The organism is Allostigmatella hybrida (assembly GCF_020103775.1).
GTDB classification, from domain to species: Bacteria; Myxococcota; Myxococcia; order Myxococcales; family Myxococcaceae; genus Hyalangium; species Hyalangium aurantiaca.
Map to the genome: position 1 here is coordinate 13,694 of NZ_JAHXBH010000043.1, position 22,487 is coordinate 36,180.

Here is a 22,487-nt window from a genome sequence, read left to right on the forward strand (position 1 = left end):
CCCCCCATGGGCTGCTTCCTCTTGCCACCAGGAGGCCCCACTTTCCCCACATGGCCACTGAACAAGGTGCCCGCCGTGTCTTCGTGGGGCTCATCCTCCTGTCCATCGCGCTGTTGCTGGCGGTTGCCTTCCCCTTCTTCGAGGCGTTCTTCCTGGCAGCCGTGCTCGCCGGTGCCTTCCAGGGGATGCAAACGTGGCTGACGAAGAAGTTCAGGGGGCGCAGTAACCTGGCCGCGAGCCTCATCTGTCTGGGCTTCGTCTTCGTCCTCCTGGCGCCGGTCGCCGCGCTCACAGCCTTCATTGTCTCGGAGGTCATCCAGGGAGTGCAGTTCGTCGCGGGCATCATCCAGAACCGCGGGCTGGAGGGGTTGATCACCTATGTCCCCGGTCCCCTTCAGGGCCACGCCACCCGGCTGATTGAGCAGTTCCAGACACAGAGCGCGGGGCTCTGGCAGACCCTGCAGGAGCAGGCCTCCGCCCGGGGCGCCACGGCCGCCCAGACCTTTGGCGGCTTGCTGGCCGCCGGCGGCTCCATGCTCTTCCAGGCCACCATGATGCTCATCGCCTTCTACTTCCTGCTGGTGGACGGCAAGCGGCTGGTGGCGTGGCTCGAGGGCGTGTCCCCGCTGCGGCGCGGGCAGACGACGGAGCTGCTGACCGAGTTCCGCGGGGTGACCCGCTCCGTGCTGACCTCCACCCTGGCCACCGCGGGCGTCCAGGCCGTGGCGGCCCTGGTGGGCTTCTTCATCACGGGCGTGCCGGTGCCGGTGTTCTTCGCGGCGGTGACGTTCTTCTTCGCCCTCATCCCCGCCATTGGCGCCGCCGCGGTGTGCGTGGCCGCGGCCCTGCTGCTGCTGGCCACCGGGCACCCCGTGGGCGCCATCGTGCTGACCGTCTGGGGCATCGTCGTGGTGGGCCTGGCCGACAACGTCGTGAAGCCCCTGCTGGCCCGCAAGGGCATGAACATGCACGGGGCCGTCGTCTTCTTCTCCCTGCTCGGAGGCCTGGCCATCTTCGGCGCCATCGGCCTGCTGCTGGGGCCCCTCATCGTCGCCTTCTTCCTCTCGGTGGTGCGCATCTACCAGCGCGACTACGGCCGGTCTTCCGCGCGCCTGGAGGCCACCGCCCCGGCCGCCTCCCGCGCCCCGCTGCCGGAAGAGGAGCCCTGGAAGGTGGCCAACCTCCTCACCGATCTGGAGGAGCCCCAGAAACCGTCTCACTGAGACTTTTGACACACCGCGACACATCTGCTCGCTCGCCCGCCCAGCACGGACGCAGTAAATGGCCCTTCTCCTTTGCTTTCCCGGAGAAGCCAATGCTCAAGAAGAAGGTGCTGGGTGGAGTGCTGTCCCTGTCGTGGGCGCTGGGGCTCCTGGCCGCCCCGGCCGCGTTCGCGGGGCCGATGGATGGCAACAGCGGCGACGTGATGCTCCAGGGCTTTCACTGGTACTCCCACCAGACGTCCCCCTGGTGGAACGTCATCCAGAACAAGGCCTCTGACATCGGCGCCAGCGGCTTCACCATGGTGTGGCTGCCGCCCAGCAGCGACGCGGCCTCCAACGAGGGGTATCTGCCCCGGCAGCTCAGCGTCCAGACCAGTAAGTACGGCACGGACAGCCAGCTGCGGTCGGCCATCGGCGCGCTGCACACCTACAAGGTGAAGGCGATCGCGGACATCGTCATCAACCACCGCGTGGGCACCACCAACTGGGGCGACTTCACCAACCCCACCTGGGGCACCTGGTCCGTGGCCCGCGGGGACGAGTGGACGAGCGCCACGGGCAACCCCGACACCGGGGACGGCTACGGCGCCGCAAGAGACCTGGACCACACCAACGCCACCGTCCAGAGCGACTTGAAGAACTGGATGAACGGCCTCAAGTCCAACATCGGCTATGACGGCTGGCGCTATGACTATGTGAAAGGCTTCAACGGCGCGTACGTCGGCAATTACAACACCGCCACCGTCCCCTACTTCTCCGTGGGCGAGCTGTGGACGGACCTGAACCTGTCCAACCCGGACGCGCACCGCCAGCAGCTCATGAACTGGATCGACGCCACGGGCAGCAAGTCCACCGTGTTCGACTTCACCACCAAGGGCATTCTCCAGCAGGCCGTCCAGTACAACGAGTTCTGGCGGCTGAAGGACAGCGCGGGCAAGCCCTCCGGCGCCATTGGCTGGTGGCCCGCCAAGTCCGTCACCTTCCTCGACAACCACGACACGGGCCCGAGCAGCCCCAGCGGTGGCCAGAACCACTGGCCCTTCCCCAGTGACAAGGTGATGCAGGGCTATGCCTACATCCTGACCCACCCGGGCGTGCCGTGCGTCTACTGGGTGCACTTCTATGATTGGGGCCATGCCTCGGCCATCAAGACGCTGATGTCCATCCGCAAGTCCAAGGGCGTCCACTCGTCCTCGGCGGTGAGCATCCAGGTGGCGGACTCCAGCCGGTATGCCGCCCTCATCACCGGCACCACCGGCACCGTGGCCATGAAGATCGGCCCGGGGGCCTGGTCGCCGTCCGGCACCGGCTGGACGCTGGCCACCTCCGGCACCAATTACGCGGTGTGGACGAAGTAATCCCTTTCGCCCGCGTCAAAACAATGCTCCCAGCGCAAAGTTGAAGTGGTCTTTTACCGGTGCTGCAACGAATGCATGCATCGGTGAAAGCCTCGCGCGCAAATCGTTTCCAGGCGTGCCCTCGCCCCTCTAGATTCGGGAATAGGGCTCCAGTGAAGGTTTCACTGGAGTCCATGCAATCCCCGCCCGCGGGGATTCGCCCATCGAATCACTGCCGAGGAGCACACCATGACGTCGAAGAAGCTGGGGGCCATTGCCCTGTGGTTGGCCTGCGCCACGCCCGCGTTCGCGGGCGAGGACAAGGAGGTGTGGATCACCGTGGGGACGGACGCGCTGGAGCCCGTGCGCGCTTCGCTCCTGCGCAAGGGGGTGGCGCTGCCCGCGGTGGCTCACGAGAAGGACGGCGTCGCGGTGATGCACGTGCGCGAGTCCCAGCTCGACATGCTCTCCGAGGTCATTCACAGCAAGCTCCACCGCTGCGCGGGGTACATGGCACACGAGAGTGAAGCCCAGGCCCGGGCAGCGCTCACCCCCCGGGAGATGGCGCCTGCCCTGGTGAGCTACAGCATCGACAACCCCACGGCGGCGAAGTCCCTGGTGGGTGGCATCACCGAGTCCGGCATCCGCGGCACCATCACCACGCTGTCGGCCTTCCCCTCGCGCCACTACAAGCTCGCCTCGGGCCTGGAGGCCGCCACCTGGTTGAAGGACCGGTGGACCACCCTGGCCAGCGGGCGCAGCGACATCTCCGTGTCGCTGTACACGCACCCCAGCACGGTGTCGCCGCAGCCGTCCGTCATCCTCACCATCAAGGGTACCTCGACCACCTCCAACGAGGAGATCGTCCTGGGCGGGCACCTGGACTCCATCAACGGCAGTGGCACCTCGGCCAAGGCCCCCGGCGCGGACGATGATGCCTCCGGCGTGGCGTCTCTCACCGAGGTCATCCGGGTCATCGTCGCCAAGGGGTACCGTCCCACCCGGACGGTGAAGTTCATGGCCTACGCCGCCGAGGAGGGAGGCCTGAGGGGCTCGAAGGACATCGCCGCGAAGTACAAGAGCACCGGCGTCAACGTGGTGGGCGTGTTGCAGCTGGACATGACGAACTACCGCGGCTCCAGCCCCCACATCGTCCTGGTGTCCGACTACACCAACGCCGCCCAGAACACGTTCCTCACCAACCTCGTCAAACAATACCTGCCCAGCGGCACCGCCGTGGGCACGACGCGTTGCGGCTACGCCTGCTCGGACCATGCCGCCTGGCACAACCAGGGCTACCCGGCCTCCATCCCCTTCGAGGCCATCATGGGATACGACAATCCCGCCATCCACACCGCCAACGACACCCTGGCGCAGTCGGCGGGCAACGCGCAGAACTCGGTCCCGTTCGCCCAGCTCGCCGCGGCCTATGTGGCCGAGCTTGCCAAGGGCACCGTCACCACCCCGTAAGCGCCGCAAAGCCGTGGCATCCGGCTTCCGGAGAAGTGCTACGCTGCCCGCGTGGCGCTCGATGACTCTCCGGAAGCGCGGGTGGAACGGCTGGAGCTGCCGTTCAATGAGTTTGGCGTAGACCCGTACGGCATCTCCAAGAAGCACCTGGCGCAAGCGGCGCACGTGCTGGCCTTCTTCTACCGGCACTACTTCCGGGTGAGGTGTTTTGGCCAAGAGCACGTGCCCGCCCGCGGGCGCGGCATGCTCGTGGGCAACCACTCCGGCGGGTACGCCGTGGATGGCGCCATGGTGCTCACCTCCATGTTTCTGGAGATGGAGCCGCCACGGCTTGCCCAGGGCATGGCGGAGAAGTTCCTCAACCGCTTCCCCATCGCCTCCCTCTGGACGAGCCGCACCGGCCAGTTCACCGGCCTGCCCGAGCACGCTCGCCGCCTGCTGGAGGATGACCGGCTCCTGATGATCTTCCCCGAGGGGTACAAGGGCACCGCGAAGCTCTACAGCGAGCGGTACTCGCTCGTGGACTTCGGCACCGGCTTCATGCGCCTGGCCCTTCAGACGCGCTCGCCCATCATCCCGTTTGCCTTCCTCGGGGGCGGCACCGCCATTCCCACCATCGCCAACCTGTACAAGCTGGGGCGGCTGTTCGGGGTGCCCTACATCCCCGTCACCCCCTACGGGCTGGCCCTGCCCCTGCCGGCGCCCCTCGAAATCCACTACGGAGAGCCGCTCACCTTCGAAGGCACCGGCAACGAGGATGACGAGATCATCACCAGCTATGTGGACCAGGTGAAGGCGCGCATCGCGGAGCTCATCGAGCAGGGCCGGGTCCGCAGGCAGGAAAGGCTGTTTCTGTGAAGGTGCTCATCCTTGGCATCGCGGGCGGAATTGCCCGGAAGCTGGCCACCCGGCTGCACGCCGCCGGGCACCAGGTGCTCGGGCTGGATGCACGCCCCTGGCCGGGCGCGCCCCCGGGCATCGAGATTCACCGGATGGATGTGCGCAAGCGCGCCGCGGAGGACGTCTTCCGCCGCCGCCGCCCGGATGCCGTGGTGCACATGGCCACGGTGACGGCCTTCTCCTTCAAGGGCGGCGAGCGCGAGCGCATGAACCTGGACGGCACCAAGGCCGTCTTCGACCACTGCCGCGACCACGGCGTGAAGCAGGTGCTCTTCGTCGGGCGCCACACGTTCTACGGGGCCGCCCCGGACTCGCTGCTCTACCACACCGAGGACGAGCCCCCCCGCGCCCTGGACAAGGTGCCCGAGCTGGCGGACCTCGTCGCCGCGGACCTCTATGCCGCCACCGCGCTCTGGCGGTTCCCTGAGATGACCACCGCCGTGCTGCGCCTCTGCTACACGCTGGGGGCGCCCGGCACCGGCACCCTCGCCAGCTTCCTGCGCGGCCGGCGGGTGCCCATGGTGCTGGGCTATGACCCGCTCTTCCAGGTGATTCAGGAGGAGGACGTGGTGACCGCGATCCAGCTCGCCCTGGAGAAGCGCATCCGCGGCATCTTCAACGTGGCGGGCCCGCCGCCCATGCCGCTCTCCGTCATCATCCGGCAGACGGGCCGCACGCCGGTGCCCCTTCCCAGCACCCTGCTCTCCTGGCTCCTGGGGCGCATGGGCCTGCCCACGCTCTCGCAGGGCGCGTTGGATCACATCAAGTACCCCATCGTCGTGGACACCCGGCAGTTCCGCGAGGCCACCGGCTTCCAGTACGCCCACGACGAGGGGCACCTGCTCCGCATCTTCCGGCAAGCGTCCCCTCCTCTCGGACGCTGAGTCCCGCGTGAAGGCCGTTCAGGACGCGCGCAGCAGGTAGAAGACGTACCCGTACGCGCCTTCCGCGTGCGCGTAGACGTCAATCTCCCGGCGCGTGGCCGCCAGGGCCTCCGCAAGGGCCGGATCGCTCGCGGCCTCGGCCCGCAGCCCGTCCATCCGGATCTGGAGCGGCCGGTAGTATTCGTCCCACCAGGCGGAGGGTGGCAGCGGAAAGGTGTCCAGCACCTGGTAGCCGGCCTCCTGGGCCACGGCGATGTTCGAGGCCAGCGTGCCCATGGAGGGATACGCCTCCTTCCAGAAGGCCACGGCCGCCGGAGGGCGCGCGTCCGACAGCCAGGTGGCCTCGGTCGCGGCCATGAGCCCCGCGGGGGCCAGCAGGCGGCGCCAGCGCGTCAGCCCTTCCTTCCAGCCCAGGTTATAGATGGAGCCCTCCGCCCAGAGCACGTCGTAGCTTCCCGGCGCATCGGCGAGCTGGCCAAAGTCCGCGCACCGGGCCTGGATGAGGTGGCGCAGGCCTCGCCGCTCCGCCTCGGTCTCCAGTTGCGCGAGAAACGGCGCATGGCTGTCCACGGCGGCAATGGGGACCTTCAGTGCCTCTGCGAGCACCAGGGTCTGCCGGCCGGACCCACACCCCAGATCGAGCACGCGGGGTGCTTCCGGCAAGGGGGGCAGGCGCCGGAGGGCCTCCCGGGTCGACGCATCCTGGCCAGGCCCCTGGCGGGGCAATCCGGAGAAGAGACGAAAGAATGCCTCGGCGCTCATCCAGATACTGTACTTCCCCTCCCATGGAGCGCTCCCTCTACATCGTCCACCGCTGGGCAGGCCGTCCCGATACCGACTTCTATCCCTGGCTCGAATCGAAGCTGCGGCAGCCCGGCAGCGGGTTCTCGGCCGTCCACACGCTGGACATGCCCCAGCCCGTCTTGCCCACCCCCGAGGCCTGGGTGGGCACGCTGGCCCGCACCTTGGGCCCCACCCCTCCCGCCTCGACCGTCCTGCTGGGGCACAGCGTGGGGTGCCAGACCCTTCTGCGCTACCTGTCCACCCTGCCCCCGGGCGAGCCCATCGCGGGCGCGCTGCTCGTGGCGGCCTGGTGGGAGATCGACTCGCCCTGGGAGGCGCTGCAGCCCTGGCTCACCCCGATTCCGAACCTCGAACGCGTGCGCGCGGCGGTGCGCAAGTGGGTGGTGCTGCTCTCGGACAGCGATCCGTACACCCCCGACTACGTGCGCAATCAACGCCTGTGGGAGGAGCGGCTCGGGGCGGAAGTCCTCCTCCAGCCCGGTGGGCGCCACTTCAACAATCCGATTGAACCCGCGGTGCTGAACGCCCTCCAGTCTCACTTCGCCGCCAGCCCGTGACGCCTCACGGCCCCTGAAAGCCAAGCCCCTCGGAGAGCTCCTCCGGGCGCAAGGGGCGCCAGTTCCCCACGGGCACGTCCAGGAGCACGGAGCCCACGGCCTGCCGGTGCAGCGTCCGGACCGGATGCCCCACCGCGGCGAGCATGCGCTTCACCTGGTGGTGGCGCCCTTCGGTGAGCACCAGTTCCACGCACTCCGGTGCGAGCAACCGCGCCAACGCGGGCCGCGTGGGTCCGTCCTCCAGCACGAGCCCCTCCCGGAGCCGCGTCAGCGCCTCCTCCGAGGGCCTCCCGGCCACCTGGGCCACGTAGCGCTTCGGCAGGTGCTTCGCCGGGGAGGTGCCATGCTGGACCACCCGCTCGTCATTGGTGAAGAGCAGCAGCCCCGTCGTGTCCCGGTCCAGGCGGCCCACGGCGTACCACTCGAAGTTCCGCAGCTCCGGGGGCAGCACGGCGCGCAGGCGCTCGAACACCGTCCCCTGCCCCTCTGGATCCGTCCCCGCCACGATGACGCCTTCGGGCTTGTGGAACATCAGCACGTGCAGCGGGGCCTCCAGGCGGTGGGCCTCGCCATCCACGAACACCGTCATGCCCGGGCGCACGGGGGCGAAGGGCTCCCGCTCCACGCGGTCCTCCACCCTCACCCGTCCGTCCCGGATGGCGTGCTCTGCCTCCTGCTGGGGCAGGATGCCCGAGCGTCCCAGCGCCCGGGCCAACCAGTCCGCCCGTTCTCCTGCTTCCACGGGCGCCCCACGCGCGCGGGCCGCCTGCAACCATCGCGGCGTCTTCTTCCGGGCCATGCTCAGCGGCGCGTCCGCGCCGCCCACTCCCGGTCGAGGAGGGCGTAGATGACCGAGTCGCACCACTCGTCCTTGAGGAAGACGTTCTCCCGGAAGTGCGCCTCGTGGCGCATCCCCAGCTTCTGCATCACCTTCACGGAGCCGTGGTTGCGCGGATCACAATCCGCCCAGACCCGGTGCAGGCCGAGCGTTCCAAAGCCGAACTCCAGCATCGCCTCGGAGGCCTCGGTGATGTAGCCCTTCCCCCACCGCGAGCGGTCGAGGATGTACCAGAGCGCGCCCTCCCGCTGCTCAGGGTCGGCCACCTTCAGCCCGCAGCGCCCGATGAGGCGCTCCTCCTCCCGAAGCACCACCGCCAGGTCGAAGATGCGCCGCGGGGATTCCACCGCCGTGGCCCGGGAGTCCGCGATGTACTTCTGGCTCTCCTCGGGCGAGCGGACGCCGTGCGAGCCGTACCGGACGGTCTCGGGGTCCGACTCGTACGGCCAGGTCCACCGCCAGTCTTCCGGTTCGAACTCCCGCAGCCGCAACCGGGGGGTGAGCAGTTCCATGGCCCCGCTTCTTAGCGCTTCGCCGTCCGGGCGTCTTCCACCGCGCGGAGGATGGCCTCGGGCGTCGCGGGCGAGGCGAGGTGCACGTGCGCGCCCGGAGGCGCGAAGGCGCCGATGGCATGCCGGAGGGCCGTCACCACGCCGATGGCCAGCATGAACGGAGGCTCTCCCACCGCCTTGCTCCCGTGGATGGTGTCCTCCTGGGGCGCGCGCTCCAGCAGCGCGGTCCGGAAGTCCTCGGGCACATCCCCGAGCGCGGGAATCTTGTACGTGTCCGGGGAGTGCGTGAGCAGCCGCCCCTTCTTGTCGAAGAGCACCTCCTCACACGTGAGCCACCCGAGCCCCTGGACGAAGCCGCCCTCCACCTGGCCCTTGTCGATGGTGGGCACCAGCGAGTTGCCCACGTCGTGCAGGATGTCCACGCGCCGGACGCGGTGCTCCCCGGTGAGGCTGGAGACCTCCACCTCCACCACGGCCGCCCCGAAGGCGAAGTAGTGGAACGGCTTGCCCCGCCCCGCCACCCGGTCGTAGGTGATGTCCGGCGTCCGGTAGTACCCCGTCGCCGACAGGGACACCTGGGCCAGGTAGGCCGCCTGGGTGACTTCAGCGAAGGAGACGGAGCGCTGGGGGCGCTCCGGGTGGAACACCTGCCCCGAGGCGAAGCAGAGCGCCTCCACCTCGCCCCGCTCCACCTGCAGGAGCCGCGCGGCGATGGGCCGCAGCCGTTCCCTCAGCGTCTCGCACGCGGCCTTCACCGCCTGGCCGTTGAGGTCCGAGCCACTGGAGGCCGCGGTGGCCGAGGTGTTGGGCACCTTGTCCGTGGCGGTGTTCATCACCCGCACACGCTCGACGGAGATGCCCAGCTCATGGGCACACACCGCGCGCATCTTGGTGTGCAGGCCCTGCCCCATCTCCGTGCCACCGTGGTTGAGCTGGACTCCGCCATCCGCGTAGATGACGACGAGCGCGCCCGCCTGGTTGAGGAAGCTGGTGGTGAAGGAGATGCCGAACTTCACCGGCTGGTAGCCAATGCCCCGCTTCGTCCAGCGCGAGGAGGCGTTGAAGCGGTCAATCTCCTCGCGGCGGCGCGTGTAGTCGCTGGAGGCCAGCAGCTCCTCGTGGATGCGGGGCAGGCGGTTGCCCACCACCGGCTGCCCGTAGGGCGTGGTGTTCCCGGGCGCGTCCCGGTAGAAGTTGCGGCGCCGCAGCTCGGCGGGATCCATGCCCAACCGCTCGGCCGCGTGGTTGAGGATCTCCTCCACCACGTACATGCCCTGCGGCCCCCCGAAGCCCCGGAACGCCGTGTTGGACGGGAAGTTCGTCCGGGCCACCCGCCCCGTCACCTCCACGTCCGGCAGGAAGTAGGCGTTGTCCATGTGGAACAGCGCCCGGTCCAGGATGGCGCGGGACAAGTCATTGCTCCACCCGCCGTCGGAGACCAGCTCGGCCTTCAGCCCAAGCAGCTGGCCGTCCGCGGAGAAGCCCGCCTCGTACCGGGCCCAGAACGGGTGGCGCTTGCCCGTCTGCGCCATGTCCTGATCCCGGTTGAGCCACACCTTCACCGGCCGCCGGGTGACGGTGGCCCCCAGCGCCGCGAACGCCGCGAACGGGGCGGCCTGCGTCTCCTTACCGCCGAAGCCGCCGCCCATGCGCGGCACCTCCACCACCACCTGGTGCCGCCCCAGCCCCATCACCTCCGCCACCTTGGCCTGCACCTCGGAGGGGTGCTGCGTGGAGGACCAGATGCGCAGCGCGCCGTCCTCCTCCAGCACCGCCAGGGACACCTGGGTCTCCAGGTAGAAGTGGTCCTGTGCCCCCGTCATGCACTCGCCCTGGATGCGCACGGGCGCGCGGGCCAGCGCCGCCTCGGGCGCTCCCCGGCGGATGGTGTGCGGCTCCGAGAGGTAGGCCCCCACGGCCATCGCCTCGCGGATGGAGAGCACGGCGGGCAGCTCCTCGTACTCCAGCTCCACCAGCCGGGCGGCCTGCCGGCACACGGCCGCGCTCTCGGCCACCACCAGGGCCACGGCCTGCCCCACGCAGTGCACCTCGCCGGCCGCGAGCAACGGCTCGTCGTGGATCGCCGGGCCGATGTCGTTCACCCCCGGGATGTCCCCGGCGAAGAGGACCGCGTGCACGCCCGGCAGAGCCCGGGCGCGCGAGGCGTCCTGGCGCACGAGCCGCGCGTGGGCATGGGGCGAGGCGATGACCTGGCCCACCAGGGTGCCGGGCGGTGTGGGCAGGTCATCCACATAGAGGGCCTCGCCGCTGGTGTGCTTCAGCCCGCTCTCGTGGGGCGCGGGGGCATGCAGCGGGCTGGAGGTTTCGAGCTTCCGGGGAAGTTCGAGGGGGGGGGGCATGGTGCTCATCGCATCACCTCACCTGGACCGTGGCCGAGTGGCGGGCTTTGAGCCGCGGCGAAGGCGACTCGAGCGTTTCCTGAAAGAAACCGCGCAACAGGTTCTTCGCCACCTGGGCCCGGTACCACGCCGAGCCCCGGTGGTCCGTCAGCGGGGTGAAGTCCTCGTCGAGCCGGGCAAGCGCCGCCTCCACGCGCTCCTCCGTCCACGGCTGGCCCACCAGCGCCTGCTCCGTGTGCCGGGCCCGCGCGGGCCGAGGCCCCATGCCGCCGTACGCCAGCCGGGCTTCGAGCACCTGGCCCCCCGCATCCACCACCACCCGGAAGCCCGCGGAGACGGCGCTGATGTCCAGCTCCCGCCGCTTGGAGACCTTGTAGGCCAGGCTCCGGGCCCCCGTGGGCTGGGCGGGAACATCCACTGCGGCCAGCAGCTCGCCAGGGCGGAGCGCCGTGCGCCGGTAGTCCACGAAGAAGTCCTCCAGCGCCACGCGGCGCTCACCGGCGCGCGAGAGCAGCACCGCCTCCGCGCCCAGGGAGAGGAGCACGGGCGCCAGGTCTCCGATGGGCGAGGCCGTGCACAGGTTGCCGCCCACCGTCGCGCGGTTCTTGATCTGCCGCGCGCCGAAGTAGCGCAGCATCCGCTCCAGGGCCGGGAGGGTGGCGCGCGCGTAGTCCTCCAGGTCCGTCAGCCACACGCCCGCCCCCAGCCGGTGCCCCCCTTCCCGCGGCTCCAGGGTGCGCAGCGCGGGCAGCGCCTCCAGGGACACGAGCAGCGGCGGCTCGGTGAAGCGCTTCGTCACCTCCAGCGACAGGTCCGTCCCGCCCATCACGAAGCGGGCGCCGGGATGCGCCTCCAGCACGTCCCACAGCGCATCGAAGGAGGCCGGGGTGAAGAAGCGCTGAGCGCCCGCCGCGTACGAGAGCGCCATCGGTTCAGGGCGCGTCTCCGCCAGGGCCCGGGCGAAGCGGTCCTGCGGCCCCAGGCCCGCCACACGGGCGGCGGCCTCCCGGATGGGCCGGTAGCCCGTGCAGCGGCACAGGTTGCCGCACATCTGCGCGTCCAGCTTCCAGGGCTCGTCCAGGTCCTTGCGGTGGCAGGCCTCCAGCAGCGCCATGGCCACCCCCGGCGTGCAGTAGCCGCACTGGGAGCCCAGCCCCTGGGCCAGGACGTCCTGCACCACGTGGGGCTTGCCCCCCTCCTTCAGCGCCTCCACCGTGTAGACGCGCTTGCCCTGCACCATCGGCAGCAGCAACAGGCAGGCGTTGAGGGCCCGGAGGACCGGGGCGCCCTTCGCGTCCTGCTCCAGGACGGCCACCGTGCAGGCCCCACAGTCGCCTTCCGCGCACCCTTCCTTGGTCCCCATCAGGTGGACCCGGTCACGCAGGTAGCGCAGCAGCGTCGTGGTGGGCGACAGCCCCGGCTCCTCGATGAGCCGGTCATTCAGGTAGAAACGCAGCCGGTCCATGGATCCCCTGGCCTCCCCACGGGAGGCGGCTGGGGACAAGTCTACCCCGGCGCCTTCACCGTCTCACCCCCGCAGGGCGAAGAGTGCCGCCAGACTGACCAGGAAGTAAGGCACCGAGCCCGCGGCCCCCGGATAGTCCTTCACGATGCGCTGGCCAAAGAGGAGCGCCAGAAAGATAACACCCGACACCGAGGCCCCCAGGACCGCGAGCCAGGAATTCCCGGTGAATATCAGCGCCAGGACCCCCGCGGCACACAGCCCACCGGCGGCGAGCTCCAGAACCATCAGGGTGGCGAACATGGGCAGGACGAGCCCCCGCAGCACCGGGGTCTTGGAGAAGTACCCCGTCTGCCAGTCCAGGTTGCCCTTCCAGTTGATGACCTTGTCCAGGCCGGACTGGAGGAAGGTGATGGCCAGGAAGGCCACGGGCAGAACCTGCAACATCCAGGTGGGAAGCGCGCTCGAAGCAAAGGGAGGCATCGGGCCGCACTCTACCCGTCCTTCGGCGCGCCACCAGCGTGAGGAAGTCAGCGCACCGGGCCATTTCTCCTCTTCCGTCCCGGAACAGGACCCGTAATGTCCTGGCCCATGACTTCGGATCTCGTCGCCCGGCGGGTCTTCACCGGCCTCATCATCCTCTCCATCTTCTTGCTCGGCGTGGTGGTCTGGCCGTTCGCCAACGGCTTCTTCCTGGCGGCGGTGCTGGCCGGGGCCCTCTATGGCGCCCACAAACGGCTCACCCGGCTGCTGCGGGGCCGCAACAACCTGTCGGCGGGCCTGCTGTGCTTCGGGGTCATCGTCGCCCTGCTGCTGCCGCTCACCGGCTTCACCGCCTTCCTGGTCTCCGAGGCCGTCGACGGGGTGCGCTTCGTCAGCGAGACGCTGAAGACGGAGGGCATGGATGGGCTGGTGAACCAGCTGCCCAGCTCGGTGCAAAAGCCCGTGCAGGGCTTCCTCGACCGCTTCGCCATCGAGGAGCTCAAGTTGGACGACAAGATCCAGCAGCAGGTGAGCAGCACAGGGGGCACCGCCGCCCGGGCCGTCACGGGGGTGGTAGCCGCCACGGGCTCCTTCGCCTTCCAGACGACGATGATGCTCATCGCCTTCTTCTTCCTCCTGGTGGATGGCAAGCGGCTCGTCGAGTGGCTCGAGAGCGTCGTGCCCCTCAAGCGCGGGCAGACCACGGAGATCCTCCTGGAGTTCCGCCACGTCACCATCGCCGTGCTGGTGTCCTCGGCCGTCACGGCGGGCGTCCAGGCCCTGGCCGCCCTGGTGGGCTACCTCATCGCCCGGGTGCCGGTGCCCTTCTTCTTCGCCGCGGTGACGTTCTTCCTGGCGCTCATTCCCGCCATTGGCGCGGCGGTGGTGTGCTTCGTCGCGGCCCTGCTGCTGCTCATCACCGGCCACCCCTGGGCCGCCCTCTTCCTGGCCATCTGGGGCGTGGTGGTGGTGGGGCTCGTGGACAACATCGTCAAGCCGCTGCTCGCCAAGCGGGGCATGGACATGCACGGGGCCATCGTCTTCTTCGCCCTGCTGGGAGGCCTCGCTGCCTTCGGCACCGTGGGGCTCCTGCTCGGGCCCCTCATCGTCGCCTTCTTCCTGGCGGTCGTGCGCATCTACGAGCGGGACTACGGCCGGGCCTCCCCAAAGGCCGCGGCGCCGCCCACCCCGCCCGTCTAAGGGCGCCCTACCAGGAGTGGAGCGGCTCCTCGTCCCGCCAGATGCTGTCCAGGTCCTCGAAGGGGCGGGGCCTGGCCCCCTCCGGTTCCCGGTGCCGTGCCAGCAGCTCGCTCAGGCGCCGGGCCTCGGCGGCCCAGCGGCACGGCTTGGGCTCGAGGGCGAGGATGAACGGCTTCCCCTGGAAGTCCTTGTCAAACGCATCTGAGGCCATCCCGTGGATCCTCGGCAGCGGGTTCGTGACGCTCGCCGGGCAACAGCAATCCACATGCCGCCCCTGCGTTCGTTCCTGAACACCCCTGACCCAAGTCCGGCTTCCAGGAAGCTCCCTGCCGAGCCCTTCCTTGCTCCCTTCAGGGAACCGCGGGCACCTTCGCCGGCAGCTCGCCGGGAACCTGTGGGAGCTTGCGATACATTTCCTTCAATGTATCCGGCGCGCTGGCCAGCCGGGCCGCGGCCACGGAGGCCTCCGCTGGCGGGAGCCTGCCGAGCACGCTGCGCTCGAGGTGCTGCTCGATGAAGCCCTGGGTGGACTCCACCTTCACGTCCACCACCCGGCGCCGGTCGTCGAGGACGGGCACGAGGCGCGGCGCGGTGAGGAAGAGCACCGAGGGGACATCCGCGGCCTTCACCCGCGCGGCGACCTCGTCGCGGAGCTTCGGGTCGAACTGGATGCCCTTCTGGGTCACCAGGGTGCGGATGCCCTCGTAGTCGCCAGTGGCCTTGATGACCATCAGCTTCGAGAGCAGCTCGCCCACCGCCTCGCGCATCTTCTTGAAGTCCACCACCGTCCAGTAGGTGCGGCCGCCCTCCACCGTCGGCTTCACCGCGCCCTTCTCGATGAGGAAGTTCACGGTCATGTGGTGGCCGCGCTGGTGGTCCTCCTCGAAGGCGTTGCCCTTCTCCACGCGCTGCATGTTGGTGAGCCCCTCCACGAGGAAGTCCCGGTACATCTGCTGGGCGATCTGCTCGTGCTCCGGGGACAGCGCCGCGAGGGCGGGATCAAAGGCGTGCCAGAGCGCCACCAGGTCCGCCCGGGCCTCCTCCAGCGTGTTGTCGTACTCCTTGAGGAAGCGCGAGGGCGGCTGCTTTCCGAGCTTCTTGTCCACCTGCCCGGAGGCATGGCCGAGCACCTCGTGGAAGGCCACCAGCCACTTGCGCGCGGTGGCGGAGTGCTTCGCGGCCTGGGCCCGGTCCTCGGGCGTCCGGGAGAACTCGAGCGCCAGCGGGAGCCGCCGCAGCGCGGAGGCCGCCTCCATGACATTGGCCACCATCACGCTCTTGCTGCCGTACTTCTCGCGGATGTGCTGCTCGTTGGGCAGGTTGATGCCCGCGGGGGGCTGCGGGTAGGTGGCCACCAGGTCGATGGCCTTGGCCACCGGCAGCGACACCTTCTTGCGCTTGTAGGCCTGCGGCCAGGGCATCCGCTCCTCGAAGTACTGCGCCCGCTTACCGATGAGCTCCATCACCCGGTTCTCCTGGGGGTCCCGGTAGTTGACGAGCGCCTCCCACAGGCCCTTCTGGCCCAGCGGATCCACGTACGTCTCGACAAAGCCCATCGTGGCGTCCACGCGGGGGTTCGCCTTCAGCCAGGCGATGTTGAAGGCGTCCCAGTCCTTGGGGTTGCCCGTCTCGAAGTAGCGCACCAGCTTGCCCAGCACGGCCTTCTGGTCCTTGGGGGCGGACTTCGTCGCCTCCTTCAGGTGGCTGGTGACGCGCCCCAGCTCCACCGCGTACAGCCCCGGGGGAACCTTGCCCGCCCCGGTGCGGAACACCTGCTCCACCAGCTTGCCGTTCTCCTTCACCAGCCGGCTGTTGAGCGGGTACTTCTCCTTGAAGTCCCGCACGTCCGCCAGCGTCACCCCAGGCCCGTAGGCCGTGTTCGCCGAGGCGGTGACCATGTCCTGGCCAGCGGGCGGGGACTTGGAGGTGAGGGCGGGCTCGAAGGAGGCATCGAAGATCGTGGGCCGCAGCTCCACCAGCCAGGCCCGGAGCGCCACCTCGTCCTTCACCCCGAAGGCGGCGCCGGCGCGGAAGGCCCGCACGGCCGCGGCCTCCAGCTCCCCGGCGGTGAACTCCGGGACGAACTTCTGGCCCGTCACATGGTCATGGTTGCCCATGTGCCCGTAGAAGCGCTCCAGGTAGGCCGTGAGCCGCTTGTCGAACAGGCCCGGGCCGCCCTGCCCCTCCTTGCCGAAGAGGTAGACGTTCTCCAGGAGCCGCTTGACGGCCACCAGCCGCCAGCCGAGCTGGTCGTAGGCGATGTCCTGGCCGGCGTGGGCGGCGAGCGTCAGGTTCCAGAGGACCCGCTTCTCGTCCGTGGACAGCGACGCCACGCCGGGCGCGAAGAGGCGCGCGATGGCGATGTTCTTGGTGCGCGACTGGAGGAAGTCCTTCGCCTCCAGGGGCGTACTGGCGGGGGCCGGAGGGGGCGCCTTCGGCTGTGGAGCGGCGGCCAGCGCGACGGCCAGGAGGAGGGCGTTCAAGCAGGCTCCCGGAAAGGGTGGAACGAGGCAGTTAACACCCGTCCTCCCCCGGTTCCAGTTTGCGGCGGCCCTCCTGCCCGGAACGGCCCTAGAAGCCCGCCCCGCTCGCCCGCTTGCCCGGTGAGGAGCCCGTCCCCGCGAGGCCCGTGTGCAGCACGAAGGCGCCGCTGCTGCTGCCGTCCGGGCTGCGGTTGGCCGAGACCCCATCCGTGCCACAGAGGGCGGAGCTGAGCGTGGCGGTGTCCACCACCGTGCCCGCGCTGTTCTTCACCGTCACGGTGTCCCCGCTGTTGGACAGGCCCAGGGTGCCCGTGGAGGCCGCCACGGCCGGAATGCCGGACGGAATCCCCGAGGCCCCGCCGAAGACCACCAGCGCGGCCCCGGCGGCCAGCGTCGTGCCGCTCGGGAAGGTGTGCCGGACGCTCGCGGCGTCGGAGAGCGTCCACCCCGCGAGGCTCACCGCCGTGCTGCCCGGGTTGACCAGTTCCACGAACTCGCCGTTCACGTCCGAGCCCGCCTCGTTGGCCAGCACCTCGTTGACGAACACCGTGCCCGTGCCGCCGCCCCCACCGGTGGTGATAGAGAAGGCCGCGTCGCTCGTGTCGCTCAGGGCCGCGTTGGCCGCATCGCTCACCCGCACCCGGGCGGTGGTGGTGGCGCTGCTGGGCACCGTCCAGGTGTAGCGGCCCGTGGACGCCGCGGTGCTGGAGGACAGCACGGTCCAGGTGGACCCACCGTTGAGCGAGTACTCCACCTTCACGTTCGTCACCCCCGAGGCCGTCCAGGTGATGGACTGGCTGCTGCCCGCAGCCCAGCTCTCGCCGCCGTTGGGCGCGCCGACCGAGAGGCCCGCCGAGGTGGTGTCGCTGGGGATGAGGAAGTCCTTGATGATGGCCATGTGCTGCATGTTCGTGGCGCCGCTGTCCCCGCTCTGCACGGGGGAGATCTCCGCGAGCGGGGAGTAGACGCGCGAGTCCAGCACCAGCCCGTTGGCGAAGGTGCTCCCGCCGATGACCGTCGCCGTCTGGTAGGCGCGCAGGCCGCTGTTCACGAGGACATGGTCATACGGCTTGCCTCGCGATGCGTTGGTGTTGGTGTTGCCGTTCTTGTCCGCCGGGTAGGGGCTGCTCGTCACCACCACCTGGGAGAACGTGGAGAAGCAGGACTCCGAGCGGCTGTCGGTGTTGAAGTCCCCTCCGATGGCCAGGTAGTCCCCCGCGGGGATGCTGGCCTTGATGCGGCTGACGAGGCTGGAGGCCTCCGTGTTGCGCGTGGTGCTGCTGGCCGTGAGCAGGTGGACGCTCACCACCCAGAGGTCCTTGGGCCCCGGGATGTCGATGCGCGCATAGGCGAAGTCCCGGTTGTCGACCTGCGGATCATCCCACTCGCCCGAGGCGATGATGGGGTAGCGGCTGATGACGCCGTTGGGGATCTGCGCGCCCCCCTCCCGGTAGTAATAGAAGTTGGAGCCGAACGCCGTATTCACGAATTGCCGGATCGACGCGGCCGAGTTGTCCCCGTAGTTGAACTCCTGAATCATCACGATGTCCGGATCCGTCCCCTGGAAGAGGCGGGTGCCGTGACCGGGATCGTAGCTCTGGAGGTTGCCGCTGGTGATGTTGGCGGCCATGAGGCGCACCCGGACGCTGGCCAGCGCGGACTCCTGGGATGCCAGGGTGTCCTCGGCTTCCCCCTCCGGTTGCGCACCACAAGCCACGAACGTCAGCAGGAGCAGGGCCGCGGCAAGCACGTCCCGTGAGGCGGTTTTGGAAATTCGCAAGATGTCAGTTCCTACCCTGGGCAGGGCGCGGTGAAGGGGGATGGCACGAGACACCACGTCTCCGGGTGAAACAGGCACGGAGCCTGGCTCACCTTGTTTTGTTATCTGCCCAGTCCCCGGAAGCGTTGCGTGGCATCCGGGTGAAATTCTCACGCGCTCACAAAGCGGACATGGCCGACACCGCCACGATGCCGTACCGCAGTCCCTTTCCCATCGCGGTGAAGATCAGGAAGGGCAGGAGCCGGACCCCGGCCACACCCGCGCCGAGCACGAACACGTCCCCCACCACGGGCATCCACGAGAGGATGAGCACCGGGGCGCCCCAGGCGCGCATCCACGCCTCGGCCCGCGCCAGCCGGGGCCCCTCGCGCTCCCGGCGGCGGGCAACCCACCGGCCAAGCCTTCCCCCGCCCCCTCGGGAGACCCACTTGCCCAGCACGTAGAGCGAGAGCGCCCCGAGGACGTTGCCCACCGTGGCCACGGTGGCCGCCGTGCTGGGCGCGACGCCTCCATAGATGATGGCCACGAGCAGTGCCTCGGAGGGCACCGGCACCACCGAGCCCGCCATCATGGCGATCAGGAAGAGCCCGGGTAGGCCCCAGGTAGCCAGCGTGCCGGGATCCATCCGGGCCTCACGCCGTCTGGACGGCCGCGGCGCGCTGGAGCCCCAGCTCCGCCACGGATTGCTCGCGCATCCGGAACTTCTGGACCTTGCCCGTCACCGTCATGGGGAACGCGTCCACGAACTTCCAGTACCGGGGAATCTTGAAGGTGGCGATGCGGCCCTTGCAGAAGGCCTCCAGCTCCGCCTCGGTGAGCGTCACGCCGGGCTTGGCCCTCACCCACGCCATCACCTCCTCGCCGTACTTCTCGCTCGGCACGCCGATGACCTGGGCCTCGCTCACCCCCGGGTGGGTGTGGAGGAACTCCTCCACCTCGCGCGGGGACACGTTCTCCCCGCCCCGGATGATCATGTCCTTGATGCGGCCGACGATTTTCACGTAGCCCTCCGCATCCAGGGTGGCCAGATCCCCGGTGTGCATCCACCCAGCCGGGTCGATGGCCGCGTGCGTGGCCTCCGGGTTGTTCCAGTACCCGAGCATCACGCTGTAGCCGCGCGTGCACAGCTCGCCCGAGGTGCCCCGGGGCACCACCGCGCCCGACTCCGGATCGACGACTTTGACTTCCAGGTGCGGGTGGACCCGCCCCACGGTGGAGACGCGCCGGTCCAGGGGGTCCTCCAGCGAGCTCTGCGTGGACACAGGCGAGGTCTCCGTCATGCCGTAGCAGATGGTCACCTCGCGCATGTTCATCCGCGCCTGCACGTTCTTCATCACCTCCACGGGGCACGGCGAGCCGGCCATCACGCCCGTGCGCAGGGAGCGGAAGTCGAACTCTCCGAAGCGGGGGTGGTCCAGCTCCGCGATGAACATCGTGGGCACGCCGTAGAGGGACGTGCAGCGCTCGGCCTGCACCGCCTCCATCACCGCCAGGGGCTCGAAGGCCTCCGCGGGAATGACCATGCACGCCCCATGGGAGGTGCACGCCAGGTTGCCAATCACCATCCCGAAGCAGTGGTAGAACGGCACGGGGATGCACACCCGGTCCTCCGGGCCGTAGCGCAGCGTCTCCCCGATGAAGAAGCCGTTATTGAGCACGTTGTGGTGCGACAGCGTCGCGCCCTTGGGAAAGCCCGTGGTGCCCGAGGTGTACTGGATGTTGATGGCGTCATCGAACTGGAGCGACGCCTCGCGCTCCGCCAGCGTGTCCGCGCTCACCGCCGCGCCCTGGGCCAGCAGGCCCGCCCAGTCCTCATCGAGCACCAGCGAGGTCTTCAGCTCCGGGCACTGGGGACGGACCTCCGCCACCATCGCCCGGTAGTCCGTCTGCCGGAAGCCCTTCGCCAGCAGGAGCACGCCCGTGCCGGACTGGCGCAGCGCGTACTCCAGCTCCGAGGTTTTGTAGGCCGGGTTGAGGTTCACCAGGATGGCCCCCACGCGCGCCATGGCGTACTGGGCCACCACCCACTCGTACCGGTTGGGAGACCAGAGCCCGACCCGGTCCCCCTTCTTCACCCCGAGCGCCAGCAGCCCGAGCGCCGCCTGAGTGGTCAGCTCCCAGAGCTGCCGGTAGGTGGCCCGGAAGCCCTGCGAGCACGCCACCAGCGCCTCGCGGTCCCCATGGCGCTCCACCGTCCGGCGGAGGTTCTCACCGATGGTTTCCCCCAGCAGCGCGGTGCTGCTCGGACCATGAACATAGGACGGAGCGAAGGCCATGACCCATCCTCCACCGGAAGGGGAAACCGGCGCCACGCGTGGCGCCAAAAACTCCGTCCGTTATAGTGGAAAAACCTCCGTCCCCCAACCGTTGATGGGATAACCTCCGCTCCCCTTCCATGGACGCCCCTCACGACAGGCTGCTCGCGCTCTTGCTGGAAAGCCGCCAGCGCCAGTGCTTCCCCTCTGAGATCGCCACGGCGGCCCCGGAGTTCGTCAAGCAGGTCCTGGGCCTGCTCTTTCCCCACTTCGCGGAGCGGCTGGAGTGTACCGCTCCCGCCATCCGGCGCGATGTCATGGGCGTGGAGGCCAACCTCGTGCGGCTGCTGGCGCTGCTCCGGCCCCTCTACCCCGGCACCGAGGAGTCCGTCCCGCAGCGCTTCATGGCGGAGCTGCCGGACATCTATGACTGGCTGCGGCAGGACGCCGATGCCATCTTCGAGGCGGATCCGGCCGCGCGCAACGTGGACGAGGTCATCCTCACCTACCCAGGCTTCTACGCCATCGCCATCTTCCGCGTGGCGCACGCGCTGCACCAGCTCGGCTTTCCGCTGCTGCCGCGCCTGCTCACCGAGTTCGCCCACCAGCGCACCGGGGTGGACATCCACCCGGGGGCCACCATTGGCCGGCGCTTCGTCATCGACCACGGCACGGGCGTGGTGATTGGCGAGACGACCGTCATCGGCGAGCGGGTGAAGGTCTACCAGGGCGTGACGCTGGGGGCGCTGGTGGTGCAGAAGAGCCTGGCCAACAGCAAGCGCCACCCCACGCTCGAGGACGACGTGGTGGTGTACGCCAACGCCACCATCCTGGGCGGCGACACCATCGTCGGCCGGGGCAGCATCATCGCCGGCAACGCCTGGCTGACCCAGAGCGTGCCCCCCCAGTCCGTCGTCAGCCGCCGCACCGAAGTGCGCCAGCGGGGTTCCGACTCCGATCTGGGCGAGCTGGAATTCCACATCTGACCCCGCGCAGCCGCGCCATCCCGAGGCCCATCCCATGAAAGTCGACAACATCCTTCAGACCATCGGCAACACGCCCCACGTGCGCATCAACCGGCTGTTCGCCCCGCGCGTCACGGTCTACATGAAGCTGGAGCGGGCCAACCCCGGCGGCAGCATCAAGGACCGCATTGGCCTGGCGATGATCGAAGATGCCGAGCAGCGCGGCCTGCTCAAGAAGGACAGCGTCATCATCGAGCCGACCTCGGGCAACACCGGCATCGGCCTGGCCATCGCCGCGGCGGTGAAGGGCTACAAGCTCATCCTGGTGATGCCCGAGTCCATGAGCCTGGAGCGCCGCCGGTTGATGGCGGCCTACGGGGCCACCTTCGAGCTCACCCCGCGGGCCCAGGGCATGAAGGGCGCCATCGCGAAGGCGCAGGAGATGGTGGCCAGCACGCCCAACGCGTGGATGCCGCAGCAGTTCGAGAACGAGGCCAACATCACGGTGCACAAGCGCACCACGGTGAAGGAGATCCTCGCGGACTTCCCCGAGGGCCTCGACTACCTCATCACCGGCGTGGGCACCGGCGGCCACATCACCGCGTGCGCCGAGGAGCTGAAGAAGGTGTGGCCCAAGCTGAAGGTGTTCGCCGTGGAGCCCACCAAGTCGCCCGTCATCAGCGGCGGCCAGCCCGGCCCCCACCCCATCCAGGGCATCGGCGCGGGCTTCATCCCCAAGAACCTGCGCATGGAAGCCATCGACGGCGCGGTGCAGATTCCGGAGGAGGAGGCGTTCGACTTCGCCCGCCGGGCCGCGCGCGAGGAGGGCATCTTCGTGGGCATCTCCTCCGGCGCCGCGCTGGCCGCGGTGAACCGCAAGCTCGCCGAGGTTCCGGACGGCAGCCGCATCCTCACCTTCTGCTACGACACGGGCGAGCGCTACCTCTCCATCGAGAACCTCTTCTAGGTTCCCC

The 22,487-nt window shown here is 69.3% G+C and carries 20 protein-coding genes; 9 read left to right on the plus strand and 11 right to left on the minus strand.

Going from position 1 to position 22,487, the window contains the following annotated elements; translation table 11 throughout:
- Positions 1-50 precede the first annotated feature (50 nt).
- From KY661_RS34975 to KY661_RS34995, 5 genes are all read left to right on the plus strand, one after another.
- A complete protein-coding gene (locus KY661_RS34975; protein ID WP_225414317.1) occupies positions 51-1,223 on the plus strand; it encodes an AI-2E family transporter in 1,173 nt (390 codons plus the stop codon).
- Between the two features lie 92 nt (positions 1,224-1,315).
- Complete coding sequence (locus KY661_RS34980; RefSeq protein WP_225414318.1) at positions 1,316-2,581, plus strand: glucan 1,4-alpha-maltotetraohydrolase domain-containing protein; 1,266 nt, start codon at positions 1,316-1,318, stop codon at positions 2,579-2,581.
- A 228-nt stretch (positions 2,582-2,809) separates the two neighbouring features.
- Positions 2,810-4,030 (plus strand): M20/M25/M40 family metallo-hydrolase, encoded by a 1,221-nt coding sequence (locus tag KY661_RS34985; RefSeq protein WP_225414319.1) that lies wholly within the window; start codon positions 2,810-2,812, stop codon positions 4,028-4,030.
- 51 nt (positions 4,031-4,081) lie between these two features.
- On the plus strand, positions 4,082-4,888 hold the full coding sequence (locus KY661_RS34990; protein ID WP_225414320.1) for a lysophospholipid acyltransferase family protein: 807 nt from the start codon (positions 4,082-4,084) through the stop codon (positions 4,886-4,888).
- Positions 4,885-5,814, plus strand: a complete 930-nt coding sequence (locus KY661_RS34995; protein WP_225414321.1) for an SDR family oxidoreductase — start codon at positions 4,885-4,887, stop codon at positions 5,812-5,814. The genes KY661_RS34990 and KY661_RS34995 overlap by 4 nt, the downstream gene beginning before the upstream one ends.
- A gap of 18 nt (positions 5,815-5,832) precedes the next feature.
- Here the strand turns inward: KY661_RS34995 and KY661_RS35000 are convergent, their stop codons facing one another.
- Entirely contained in the window at positions 5,833-6,576 is a 744-nt protein-coding gene (locus KY661_RS35000; protein ID WP_225414322.1) for an SAM-dependent methyltransferase, read from the minus strand.
- A 23-nt stretch (positions 6,577-6,599) separates the two neighbouring features.
- On the opposite strand from KY661_RS35000, the gene KY661_RS35005 reads away from it, so the two are divergent.
- Positions 6,600-7,175, plus strand: a complete 576-nt coding sequence (locus KY661_RS35005; protein WP_225414323.1) for an RBBP9/YdeN family alpha/beta hydrolase — start codon at positions 6,600-6,602, stop codon at positions 7,173-7,175.
- Between the two features lie 4 nt (positions 7,176-7,179).
- On the opposite strand, the gene KY661_RS35010 is transcribed toward KY661_RS35005, so the two are convergent.
- The 5 genes from KY661_RS35010 to KY661_RS35030 all read right to left on the minus strand — a co-directional run bounded on the left by KY661_RS35010 (position 7,180) and on the right by KY661_RS35030 (position 12,830).
- The gene (locus tag KY661_RS35010; RefSeq protein ID WP_225414324.1) at positions 7,180-7,974 is read right to left on the minus strand and encodes a pseudouridine synthase; all 795 of its coding nucleotides are present in this window, start codon (positions 7,972-7,974) and stop codon (positions 7,180-7,182) included.
- Positions 7,975-7,976: 2 nt separating this feature from the next.
- The gene (locus KY661_RS35015; RefSeq protein ID WP_225414325.1) at positions 7,977-8,525 is read right to left on the minus strand and encodes a GNAT family N-acetyltransferase; all 549 of its coding nucleotides are present in this window, start codon (positions 8,523-8,525) and stop codon (positions 7,977-7,979) included.
- An 11-nt stretch (positions 8,526-8,536) separates the two neighbouring features.
- Positions 8,537-10,894: a xanthine dehydrogenase molybdopterin binding subunit gene (xdhB, locus tag KY661_RS35020; RefSeq protein ID WP_225414326.1), complete on the minus strand. Its 2,358-nt coding sequence runs from the start codon at positions 10,892-10,894 to the stop codon at positions 8,537-8,539.
- A gap of 4 nt (positions 10,895-10,898) precedes the next feature.
- Positions 10,899-12,350 carry a xanthine dehydrogenase small subunit gene (gene xdhA / locus KY661_RS35025; RefSeq protein ID WP_225414327.1) on the minus strand — a complete coding sequence of 484 codons (1,452 nt, stop codon included), beginning with the start codon at positions 12,348-12,350 and terminating at the stop codon, positions 10,899-10,901.
- A 63-nt stretch (positions 12,351-12,413) separates the two neighbouring features.
- Positions 12,414-12,830: a DoxX family protein gene (locus tag KY661_RS35030; RefSeq protein ID WP_225414328.1), complete on the minus strand. Its 417-nt coding sequence runs from the start codon at positions 12,828-12,830 to the stop codon at positions 12,414-12,416.
- 108 nt (positions 12,831-12,938) lie between these two features.
- Between KY661_RS35030 and KY661_RS35035 the strand changes: the two genes are divergently transcribed.
- A complete protein-coding gene (locus tag KY661_RS35035; protein WP_225414341.1) occupies positions 12,939-14,030 on the plus strand; it encodes an AI-2E family transporter in 1,092 nt (363 codons plus the stop codon).
- 7 nt (positions 14,031-14,037) lie between these two features.
- Here KY661_RS35035 and KY661_RS35040 read toward each other — a convergent pair whose 3' ends face one another.
- From KY661_RS35040 to KY661_RS35060, 5 genes are all read right to left on the minus strand, one after another.
- Positions 14,038-14,241, minus strand: coding sequence for a hypothetical protein (locus KY661_RS35040; protein ID WP_225414329.1), 204 nt, complete (start codon positions 14,239-14,241; stop codon positions 14,038-14,040).
- Between the two features lie 139 nt (positions 14,242-14,380).
- On the minus strand, positions 14,381-16,513 hold the full coding sequence (locus KY661_RS35045; RefSeq protein ID WP_225414330.1) for a dipeptidyl peptidase 3: 2,133 nt from the start codon (positions 16,511-16,513) through the stop codon (positions 14,381-14,383).
- 88 nt (positions 16,514-16,601) lie between these two features.
- Positions 16,602-18,293 carry a lamin tail domain-containing protein gene (locus KY661_RS35050; protein ID WP_225414331.1) on the minus strand — a complete coding sequence of 564 codons (1,692 nt, stop codon included), beginning with the start codon at positions 18,291-18,293 and terminating at the stop codon, positions 16,602-16,604.
- A gap of 157 nt (positions 18,294-18,450) precedes the next feature.
- Positions 18,451-18,918 (minus strand): YqaA family protein, encoded by a 468-nt coding sequence (locus KY661_RS35055; protein WP_225414332.1) that lies wholly within the window; start codon positions 18,916-18,918, stop codon positions 18,451-18,453.
- Positions 18,919-18,925: 7 nt separating this feature from the next.
- The gene (locus KY661_RS35060) at positions 18,926-20,569 is read right to left on the minus strand and encodes an AMP-binding protein (RefSeq protein WP_225414333.1); all 1,644 of its coding nucleotides are present in this window, start codon (positions 20,567-20,569) and stop codon (positions 18,926-18,928) included.
- Positions 20,570-20,688: 119 nt separating this feature from the next.
- Between KY661_RS35060 and epsC the strand changes: the two genes are divergently transcribed.
- Complete coding sequence (gene epsC, locus KY661_RS35065) at positions 20,689-21,534, plus strand: serine O-acetyltransferase EpsC (RefSeq protein WP_225414334.1); 846 nt, start codon at positions 20,689-20,691, stop codon at positions 21,532-21,534.
- 34 nt (positions 21,535-21,568) lie between these two features.
- Entirely contained in the window at positions 21,569-22,480 is a 912-nt protein-coding gene (cysK, locus tag KY661_RS35070) for a cysteine synthase A (RefSeq protein ID WP_075004665.1), read from the plus strand.
- Positions 22,481-22,487 lie beyond the last annotated feature (7 nt).